Below are 6,781 nucleotides of genomic sequence, written 5' to 3'. Positions count from 1 at the left end.
CCACACGATCTGGCGCGGCGGCGGCACGGGCGGGGGCGGCCGGCGGGACGGGGCCGACGCCGGCCGGATGGCCATCGCCGCCGACCCGGCGGGCGCGGTCTTCGGGATCTGGCAGGCGGCGGCGCACACCGGGACGGCGGTGGCCGGGGCGCACGGCACGCCCGTCTGGAACGAACTGATCACCCGCGAGACGTCCTCGGTCGGCAAGTTCTACGCGGCGCTGTTCGGCTACGACCTGGAGGCGGTGGTCTCGGCCGACCTCGACTTCCTGACCCTGCGGCTGCGCGGGCGTCCCGTCGCCTCGCTGCACGGGGTGGGGCGCGCGCTCACCCGCGAGCGGGGCGCGCACTGGATGACGCACTTCGAGGTGGCGGACACCGACGCCGCGGCGCGGCTGGTCACGGAGCTGGGCGGGCAGGTGCTCCAGCAGCCGCGCGAGGGCGTCAACGGACGGTACGCGACGGTCGCGGACCCGGAGGGCGCGGTCTTCACGATCGTACGGTCGGCCTGAGACCGCCACACACCGGCACGCTCCGCCCAGGGTCTGTCGTTTGGATCCGGCCGGGTCAGGGAGCGGGGCACGCGAGCCCGGCAAGATCCGGACGAGAGGCCCTAGACGGGCAGGACGTCCGGGGAGAGCGCGGCGGCGCGGGCGCTCGCCGCGGTCATCCGGCGCCGGTGGTGGCGCCGGCACAGCACCTCGTAGCCGATCTCGTCGCGGCCCTGGTGGACGTCGCCGACGACGACCTGGGCGCCCTCGACCACCATGGCGCCGCCGACCGTCCGCGCGTTGTGCGTGGCGCGGGCGCCGCACCAGCAGAGCGCCTCCACCTGGAGGACCTCGACCCGGTCGGCCAGCTCCACCAGCCGCTGCGAGCCCGGGAAGAGCTTGGAGCGGAAGTCGGTGGTGATGCCGAAGGTGAAGACGTCCAGCTCCAGGTCGTCCACGACCCGGGCGAGCTGGTCGACCTGGGCCGGGGCGAGGAACTGCGCCTCGTCGGCGATGACGTAGTCGCACCGGCCGCCCTGGGAGAGCCGGTCCACGAGGTACGCGTAGAAGTCGAAGCCCTCGGCGGCCTCGACGGCGTCGGTGACCAGACCGAGGCGGGAGGAGAGCTTGCCCTCGCCGGCCCGGTCGTCACGGGTGAAGATCATGCCCTGGAGCCCGCGCGCCGAGCGGTTGTGCTCGATCTGCAGAGCGAGGGTGCTCTTTCCGCAGTCCATCGTTCCGGAGAAGAACACCAGCTCTGGCATGAGGGGGTGACGGCCTTTCAGATCTTCGGCTGCTGCGGTCGACGGGCGCCGCACCGGCACCGTACGGGGGTTCCGCCCGGTCGTACGGGACCGAACACGGGGGACGGCCAGGACATCGTACGACCGTCGTAGGAACACCATAGGAACGTCGTACGGACGTACGAGCGGTTACGAGCGTACTTCGAGCAGGGGGACGAGCTGTTCCACGGGGGTCATCGAGCCGTGCATCCCGACCATCAGCGACTCGTGCGGCTCCTGGCGGGTGGCCGTGATCACCACGTCGTCGTGGGCCGCGGCGACGACATCGCCGATCCGCCCGTACACCCGCTCGTCCATCGCGCCCGGCGGGCCGAACCAGCCCTCCGCGATCGCCTCGTCGCGGCTCGCCACCCAGAACCGTTCGCCGAGCACCTCGCGCCAGACCGCGAGGACATCGGCGGTGGCGCCGGGGACGGCGTAGACATGACGGGCCCGGCCCTCACCGCCGAGCAGGGCGACCCCGGCGCGCAGCTCCCAGTCCTCGTCGAAGTCGATGCGCGACTCCTCGTCGAAGGGGATGTCGATCATGCCGTGGTCGGCGGTGACATAGAGCGCGGTTCGGGGCGGAAGCTGCTCGGCGAGGCGCTGGACGAGCCGGTCGACGTACATCAACTGGCCGCGCCAGGCGTCGGAGTCGACCCCGAAGCGGTGCCCCTTGCCGTCGACCTCGCTGTAGTACGTGTAGACCAGCGACCGGTCGCCCGCGGCGAGCTGTTCGGCGGCCAGGTCCATCCGGTCCTCGCCGGAGAGCCGGCCGAAGAAGGAGCCGCCGCTCAGCGCGACCTTGGTGAGCGGGGTGTGCTGGAAGGTCGGCGAGGACACCTGCGCGGTGTGCACGCCCGCCGCGTCGGCGAGCGCGAAGACGGTGGGGTACGGCTGCCAGACGTGCGGCGCCGTCCACGGCTTCCAGCGGAGCTGGTTCATCAGCGCGCCGGTGGCGGGGTCGCGGACGGTGTAGCCGGGCAGACCGTGCGCGGAGGGCGGCAGCCCCGTACCGACGGAGGCGAGGGAGGTCGCGGTGGTGGCGGGGAAGCCCGCGGTGAGGGGGCGCCCGGTGGAGCCGCGCGAGGTGGCCAGCAGCGACGTCATGTACGGCGCTTCGTCCGGGTGGGCCTTGAGCTGCTCCCAGCCGAGACCGTCGATCAGAAAGACGCAGTTCCGGTCGGCGGGGGTCAGTTCGGAGATCGTCGCGGTCAGATCCGGTACGCCCTGGCCCGCGGCGAGCGTGGGCAGCAGATCGGCGAGCGAACCGCTGCCGTACTGGGGAAGCGGGGCGCTGGAGAGGGCGAGCGGGACGGACTCCGGCCAGAAGGGCTCGGCCGGCATCAGCGGCCGGTCGCCGCGGTGGCCGCCGTGGCCGCGATCGCCTCGGAGAGCGCCTGCGCGAAGGCGAGCGTCTGCCGCACGGCGTCCGGCCCGTCGCCCGCCTCGCTGACCCGCAGGCTCAGGTCGTCGGCGGTGGAGCTGCCCGTGTAGCCGTGGTCCGCCTCGCAGTTGGGGTCGCCGCAGGCGGCGGGCTCCAGATCGATCCGGGAGACGGCGCCCCAGCCGATGGTGAGGACGACCTCGCGCGGCAGGGTGCCGGGCTTGTACGACTCCGGGTTGGCGACGACGCGGCTGACCACGACGGACGAGATGCGGTCGGTCTTGACCGACTCGGTCGAGGTGGTGGCGTACGGCGTCGGGGAACTGGAGTCGGCGGCCTGCTCGTCGGTGTGGCTGACGATGAAGCGGTGGGCGGTCAGCACGAGGACGGTGACATGCCGCCGCACCTCGTTGGCGTCGAACGTGGTCTCCTGGTGCACGAGGTACGACGAGATCGGCTCACCGCCGACAGCGGCCTCCACCGCCTCGGCCACGAGAGCCGGGTAGTAGCCGCTGCGCTCGATCGCCGTGCGCAGCCCCTGGGTCGTCGTACCGGTCTTCGCCATGCGCTCATCCTACGGTGGCCGGATGGCTGCCGGGGACGCCCTGTCCCGGCGGTAGCCGCTGAGCAGTGGGTTCCAGGCTTCGCCGGACACGCCCTAGTGATAGCTGGGGAGGGTGCGCGGGCCGAGATCGTCGCGGGCGGGCGGCGGCGCGAGGCGGACGGTGGCGCCGAGCACCGACACCCCGTGCGGGGCGACGACGACGGGCTCCAGGGTGACGGAGACGACCTCGGGGTGGTCGTCGACCAGCCGGGAGACGCGCAGCAGCACCTCCTCCAGGGCGGGGGTGTCGACCGGCGCGGAGCCGCGCCAGCCGAAGAGGAGCGGCGCGGTACGGATCGACCGGATCAGCTCGGCGGCGTCCCGGTCGGTGACGGGCACCAGCCGGTGGGCGAGGTCGCCGAGGAGTTCGGAGGGGGCGCCGGCCAGCCCGAAGGAGAGCACGGCGCCGGCGGCGGCGTCGATGGCGGCCCGTACGACGGTGTCCACACCCCGGGGCGCCATGGCCTGGACGACGGGGCTCAGCTCGACGGCGGTGCCGAGCGTCTCGGTCAGCTCGCGGTGGGCCAGCCGCAGTTGCGCCTCGTCGGCGAGGTCGAGCCGTACGCCGCCGAGGTCGGCGCGGTGGCGCAGATGCGGCGCGGTGGTCTTCAGGGCGACGGGGTAGCCGAGGCGCGCGGCGGCGGCGACGGCCTCGTCGGGTCCCGGCGCGGGCAGGGTCGGGCGTACGGGGATGCCGTACAGGGCGAGCAGTTCGTGGGCGTCGGCGGTGGGGAGCCGGCGTGTGCCGGGGGCCGCGCCGAGGAGCCGGTCGATGAGGGCGGCGGCCGCGCCCGCGTCGATGGCGTCGTCCAGGAACTCGGGGACCTTGCCGGGGTCGGCGGCCTGGCGCCGCCACTGCGCGTACCGGACGGCCTCGGCGAGCGCCCGGACGGCGCGCTCGGCGGCGGGATAGGCGGGCAGGCGGCGTACGGCGTCGGGGGTGCCGGGACCGGCGTCGGGGGCAGCGTCGAGGGCGGGGGCCGGTATCGCCTCGGGCCGTGGCGGCCGGGGCGACGGCGGCTCGGAGGACGGCGGTGGCGACGTGGGCGGCGGTGGCTCGGAGGGCGGCGGGGCCGTCGTCTGCGGGGCCGGGCGGCCGGGGCCGCTGGTCGCCGCCGCGGACAGCGCCTGCGCGAGACCGCCGATCTCGACGTGGACCACCGCGACCGGCTTCGCCGGGGCCGTCGCCGCGGCCGTTCTGAGGGCGGTGCCCAGCGCGCCGCCGCCGTCGGGGTCGGCCGTGCCCGTCTCCCCCACCCGGGGGATCGCCGTCACCACGACGGCGTCGCAGCCGGGGTCGGCCAGCGCCGCCGTGAGAGCCGTACGGAAGTCGTCGGGCGCCGCGGCCGTGGTGAGGTCCTGGGGCGGCAGCGGGCGCAGGCCCTCCGTGAGGCAGGCGTCGTACGTGAGAAGGCCGAGCGACTCGGAGTTGCCGAGGATCGCGACGCGCGGGCCCGCGGGGAGCGGCTGGGAGGCGAGCAGCAGCCCCGCGTCGACGAGTTCGGTGACCGTGTCGACGCGGATCACCCCGGCCTGCCGCAGCAGCGCCGAGACCGTGGCGTCCGGTATGCGGGTGACGGGGACGGTGTGCCCGGGAGGGGCGCTGCCGCTGTGGCGGGCGCCCTTGACCACGACGACGGGCTTCACCGCGGCCGTGCGCCGGGCGAGCCGGGTGAACTTGCGCGGGTTGCCGATCGATTCGAGGTAGAGCAGCGCGACATCGGTGTCCGGGTCCTCGAACCAGTACTGGAGGATGTCGTTGCCCGAGACGTCCGCGCGGTTGCCCGCCGAGACGAAGGACGAGAGCCCCGCGCCGAGCCGGTGCAGCCCGGCGAGCAGGGCGATGCCGATCGCGCCGGACTGGGTGAACAGCCCGATCCGGCCGCGCGCGGGCGGCTCCGGCGCGAGGGAGGCGTTCAGCCGGGCGCTCTCGGCGGTGTTGATGATCCCGAAGGCGTTGGGGCCGATGATGCGCATGCCGTACGAGCGGGCCTGCCGTACCAGCGCGTGCTGGCGTTCGCGGCCCTCGGCGCCGCTCTCCGCGTATCCGGAGGAGAGGACCACCAGGCCCCGCACCCCGGAGCGGCCGCACTCCTCGACCGCTTCCGGCACCCGGTCGGCGGGGACGGCGAGGACCGCGAGGTCGACGGGTTCACCGATCAGGGTGACGGAGCGTACGGCGGGGACGCCGTCGAGCGCGGTGGTGGACTCGGGGAACGCGCTGTTCACCGCGTACAGCCGGCCGGTGAAGCCCGCGTCGCGCAGGTTGCGCAGGACGGCGCGGCCGACGCCGCCGGGGGCGCGGCCGGTCCCGACGACGGCGACCGAGCCGGGGGCCAGCAGCCGCTGCACGGAGCGGGCCTCCGCCCGCTGCTCACGGCCGCGCTGGACGGCCAGGGACTCGGCGGTCGGCTCCAGGTCGAGGGTGAGCCGTACGGCTCCGTCCTCGAAGCTGCGCCGCTGGGTGTAGCCGGCGTCCCGGAACACCTTGATCATCTTGGCGTTGGCGGGCAGCACCTCGGCGGCGAAGCGGCGGATGCCCCGCTCGCGGGCGACGGCGCCGATGTGCTCCAGGAGGGCGGAGGCGACACCGCGGCCCTGGTGCGCGTCCTGGACGAGGAAGGCGACCTCGGCCTCGTCGGCGGGGGCGGAGGCGGGCCGTCCGTGCTCGTCGGTGCGGTCGTACCGTACGGTCGCGATGAACTCGCCGCCGACCGTCGCCGCGAGTCCCACCCGGTCCACGTAGTCGTGGTGCGTGAAGCGGTGGACGTCCCGGTCGGAGAGGCGCGGGTAGGGCGCGAAGAAGCGGTAGTACTTCGACTCGTCGGAGACCTGTTCGTAGAAGCTGACCAGGCGTTCCGCGTCCTCGGTGGTGATGGGCCTGATCCGGGCGGTGCCGCCGTCGCGCAGCACCACGTCCGCCTCCCAGTGCCCTGGATACGCGTGGTCCTCCGGGTGCTCCATGGGGCCAGCCTACGGCGGGGGCGGCGCCCGTGACCGGCGATCGGGGGTGACGGGGAGCTGTCCCGCGCCCCATGAGACTCTGGTCCGGACACCTGTTTTGAGACTTTTTGCGACTTGAAGGGCAACACCATGGCTGAGCGCCGCGTCAATGTCGGCTGGGCCGAGGGCCTGCACGCCCGTCCCGCCTCCATCTTCGTCCGCGCCGCCACGGCCGCCGGCGTGCCCGTGACGATCGCGAAGGCGGACGGCAACCCCGTCAACGCCGCGTCGATGCTCGCGGTGCTCGGTCTGGGCGCGCAGGGCGGCGAGGAGGTCGTGCTGGTCTCCGACGCCGAGGGCGCGGACGCCGCTCTGGACCGGCTGGCGAAGCTGGTCGCCGAGGGGCTCGACGAGCTGCCCGAGACGGTCTGATCCCCTCACTCCCCGCGGACCGGTCCGGTCCGGTCCGGAGCACATCCGGAGAGCACCCGGAGAGCATTTCCACGACGGAGCCGTGGTGGGGGGGGGGGGGGGGGTGGCGGGGCGTGTCGGGGGGGGAGGGGGCGGCGGCGAGC

6 protein-coding genes are annotated in these 6,781 nt (G+C 74.4%); 2 read left to right on the top strand and 4 right to left on the bottom strand.

Annotation, left to right across the window (positions count from 1 at the left end; all coding sequences use genetic code 11):
• Positions 1–511 (top strand): VOC family protein (locus tag ACFXPK_RS32150; protein ID WP_385080685.1); only part of this gene is annotated, 511 nt, incomplete at its 5' end.
• Positions 512–612: 101 nt separating this feature from the next.
• On the opposite strand, the gene ACFXPK_RS32145 is transcribed toward ACFXPK_RS32150, so the two are convergent.
• From ACFXPK_RS32145 to ACFXPK_RS32130, 4 genes are all read right to left on the bottom strand, one after another.
• A complete protein-coding gene (locus ACFXPK_RS32145) occupies positions 613–1,254 on the bottom strand; it encodes a thymidine kinase (RefSeq protein WP_385007398.1) in 642 nt (213 codons plus the stop codon).
• A 168-nt stretch (positions 1,255–1,422) separates the two neighbouring features.
• Positions 1,423–2,619 (bottom strand): alkaline phosphatase family protein, encoded by a 1,197-nt coding sequence (locus ACFXPK_RS32140; RefSeq protein WP_385007396.1) that lies wholly within the window; start codon positions 2,617–2,619, stop codon positions 1,423–1,425.
• A complete protein-coding gene (locus ACFXPK_RS32135) occupies positions 2,619–3,224 on the bottom strand; it encodes a DUF5998 family protein (RefSeq protein ID WP_385007394.1) in 606 nt (201 codons plus the stop codon). The genes ACFXPK_RS32140 and ACFXPK_RS32135 overlap by 1 nt, the downstream gene beginning before the upstream one ends.
• A 93-nt stretch (positions 3,225–3,317) precedes the next feature.
• Complete coding sequence (locus ACFXPK_RS32130) at positions 3,318–6,227, bottom strand: GNAT family N-acetyltransferase (RefSeq protein WP_385080682.1); 2,910 nt, start codon at positions 6,225–6,227, stop codon at positions 3,318–3,320.
• Between the two features lie 129 nt (positions 6,228–6,356).
• Between ACFXPK_RS32130 and ACFXPK_RS32125 the strand changes: the two genes are divergently transcribed.
• Positions 6,357–6,638 (top strand): HPr family phosphocarrier protein, encoded by a 282-nt coding sequence (locus ACFXPK_RS32125; protein WP_385007999.1) that lies wholly within the window; start codon positions 6,357–6,359, stop codon positions 6,636–6,638.
• Positions 6,639–6,781: the final 143 nt, after the last annotated feature.

Origin of the sequence: Streptomyces sp. NPDC059142 (assembly GCF_042755665.1) — a bacterium.
Taxonomy (GTDB): Bacteria; Actinomycetota; Actinomycetes; order Streptomycetales; family Streptomycetaceae; genus Streptomyces.
This window is presented reverse-complemented; position numbering and strand designations above follow the sequence as displayed.